The 2714-nt window shown below is 62.2% G+C and carries 4 protein-coding genes and 1 pseudogene; 3 read left to right on the plus strand and 2 right to left on the minus strand.

The genetic code is table 11. The features are described 5' to 3' along the window. The 3 genes from AB4Z11_RS28755 to AB4Z11_RS28765 all read left to right on the plus strand — a co-directional run. The coding region (locus AB4Z11_RS28755) for an NAD(P)/FAD-dependent oxidoreductase (RefSeq protein ID WP_442029240.1) at positions 1–521 on the plus strand (521 nt) is incomplete at its 5' end. A 7-nt stretch (positions 522–528) separates the two neighbouring features. Further along, entirely contained in the window at positions 529–1227 is a 699-nt protein-coding gene (locus AB4Z11_RS28760) for a Smr/MutS family protein (RefSeq protein WP_442029241.1), read from the plus strand. A 103-nt stretch (positions 1228–1330) separates the two neighbouring features. Beyond that, a complete protein-coding gene (locus AB4Z11_RS28765; RefSeq protein WP_442029242.1) occupies positions 1331–1960 on the plus strand; it encodes a trimeric intracellular cation channel family protein in 630 nt (209 codons plus the stop codon). A gap of 34 nt (positions 1961–1994) precedes the next feature. On the opposite strand, the gene AB4Z11_RS28770 is transcribed toward AB4Z11_RS28765, so the two are convergent. Then, the gene (locus AB4Z11_RS28770) at positions 1995–2333 is read right to left on the minus strand and encodes a P-II family nitrogen regulator (protein WP_442029243.1); all 339 of its coding nucleotides are present in this window, start codon (positions 2331–2333) and stop codon (positions 1995–1997) included. Between the two features lie 20 nt (positions 2334–2353). Next, positions 2354–2714: pseudogene (gene nadE / locus AB4Z11_RS28775) on the minus strand (NAD(+) synthase); the annotation flags it as partial.

The following is a 2714-nucleotide window of genomic DNA, read 5'->3' on the forward strand; positions in this document are numbered from 1 at the left end:
ACCGTGGCCAGGAAGTGGCCGTGGTCGGYGGCGGCAATACCGCTGTCGAGGAAGCGCTGTACCTGTCCAATATCGCCACCAAGGTCACCCTGGTGCACCGCCGCGACAAGTTCCGCGCCGAGCCTATCCTGGTGGACCGCTTGATGGCCAAGGTCGCTGAAGGCAAGATCGAACTGAAACTGAACTCCAACCTGCACGAAGTGAAGGGCGACGACTCCGGCGTGACCGGCATCGTGATCCAGCACAACGACGGCGGCCTGAGCGAAGTTTCCGTGCACGGCCTGTTCATCGCCATCGGCCACAAGCCGAACACCGGCATCTTCGAAGGCCAGCTGGAAATGCACAACGGCTACATCAAAACCCGCACCGGCACCGAAGGCATGGCCACCGCCACCTCCGTACCGGGCGTGTTCGCCGCCGGCGACGTGCAGGACCACGTGTACCGCCAGGCCATCACCTCGGCCGGTACCGGCTGCATGGCCGCACTGGACGCACAGCGCTACCTCGAAGGACAGGAGTAATCGTCGTATGAAGTCGTTCGCCGACCTGAAAGGCTTTGGCAAGCAGCTGAAGGAACAGGAAGAAGCCAAGGCCGTCGCCGAGAAGGAGCGCGTACAGCGCGAAAAGGCGGCGGCTGCGGCGGCGAACGTCTTTGCCACCTCGATGGGCGGCGTGCAGAAAATGAAACCGTCGGACCGCTATGTGGCGCCGATTGCCAAGGCGCCTTTTTCGGATGCCGCCCGCGCTGCGGCTGCAAAATCCGGCCCGCGCAAGCCGCTGAACGCCGCCGAGCAGGCCGCCGATGATGCCGCCGTGCTGCGCGAATCCATGCTGTCCGACCAGTTCGATGTCGATCACTACATCGAAGAAGACCCGGCACTGAACTACCTCGCACCCGGCGTCGGCGTCGACGTGATGAAGCGCCTGCGCAAAGGCTACTGGCCAGTGCAGGACGAGCTCGACCTCCACGGCCTGCGCCGCGACGACGCCCGCAACGCTATCGGCCAGTTCCTCACCAAGGCTGCGCAGCGCAACTACCGCTGCGTATGCGTCATCCACGGCCGCGGCTTCGGCTCGCGCGGCGGCGAACCGGTGCTGAAGTCCATGGTCCACAGCTGGCTGGTGCAAACCGACGGCGTCATCGCCTTCACTCAGGCAAACGCAGCCGAAGGCGGCGAAGGCGCCCTGATGGTCCTCCTCCGCGCCGCTCTCGCTCCAGTCCGCTAAATATTATTGCGTCCCCATTTACGGCCCCGTTTGGTGCGCGTGTTTGCAACTCTTGTGGGTGGGATGCTAATCTGTAGTTATTTGCAACCAATAACTACAACGCATGAAAATCGTCCCACACGTCTCGCTCATTACGATTATCGAGGTCGTGGCAATCCTGGTTGGGGCGTTCTCGGGGTTTATTGAAGCCCGGCGCAAGCGGATGGACATCGTCGGTGTCTTCATCGTCGCCTTCATCACCGCATTTGGCGGCGGTACCATGCGTGATGTGCTGCTGGACAAGCGTCCCCTGTTCTGGGTGGCGCATCAGGAATATACGATTCTGCTCTTCGTGGTCGCCCTGTGCGCGGCGCCCTTCATCAAGCAATTAAGACATATCGTTTCCGAACGGCTGATCGTGATTGCCGATGCGGCAGGCCTCGGCCTGTTCGCAGTGGCGAGCGTAGCCCAGGCACTGGCGGCGGGGATGCCGCTGTTTATCGCGTCCATGATGGGCGTGATTACCGGCATCTTCGGCGGCGTACTGCGCGATGTGCTGTGCAACGAGGTGCCGATGGTCTTCCGCGACGGGAAGCCTTACGCCATCTGCGCTTTCTTCGGCTGCTGGTTCTACATCGGGCTGCAGTACACCAGCGTGTCCGATGACGTGGCGCTGTGGTCGAGCGCGGCGCTGATCATGGCCATGCGCCTGGTCAGCTGGAAGTTTGACCTCAAGCTGCGCGGCTCCACCTAAGCGCACTAGCGGGCGCCCGGCCCGCCACGCATGATTAAACGGCGTCCGGGCCGGTTTCGCCGGTGCGGATGCGGATCACCTGCTCGATGTTCTGCACGAAGATCTTGCCGTCGCCGATCTTGCCGGTGCGGGCGGCCTTGATCACGGCGTCCACGACCTGTTCGGCCACGCCGTCATCGACCACCACTTCCACTTTCACTTTCGGCAGGAAGTCCACGACATACTCCGCGCCGCGATACAGTTCCGTATGGCCTTTCTGGCGGCCGAAGCCCTTCACTTCCGTCACGGTCAGGCCGGTGACGTTCACTTCAGCCAGCGCTTCGCGCACTTCGTCCAGCTTGAATGGCTTGATGATGGCGGTAATTTGCTTCATTGCGGTTCTCCTTATAGTGATTAGGCGTCGGGCACAGTCTTGAGATTTTCCAGCCACACGGCGGCTTCGGAATCGCTTGGCGCGCGCCAGTCGCCGCGCGGCGACAGCGATCCGCCCGAGCCGACCTTCGGCGCGTTCGGCACGCAAGTGCGCTTGAACTGGCTGGTCTGGAAGAAGCGTTTCAGGAAGATGCCCAGGTTGTGCTTGATGTCCTTCAGTTCGTACTGGTTGYGCTGGACATGCTCGTCCTCCGGCCACTGCCCCACTTCGCGGTCCTTCCACGCGTGGTAGGACAGGAAGGCCACCTTGGACGGCTGGAAGCCGAAGCGCAGCGTGTAGTACAGATTGAAGTCCTGCAGCTCGTACGGGCCAATCACGTTC

This window comes from Pseudoduganella sp. RAF53_2 (assembly GCF_052113985.1).
GTDB lineage: Bacteria > Pseudomonadota > Gammaproteobacteria > Burkholderiales > Burkholderiaceae_D > Rugamonas.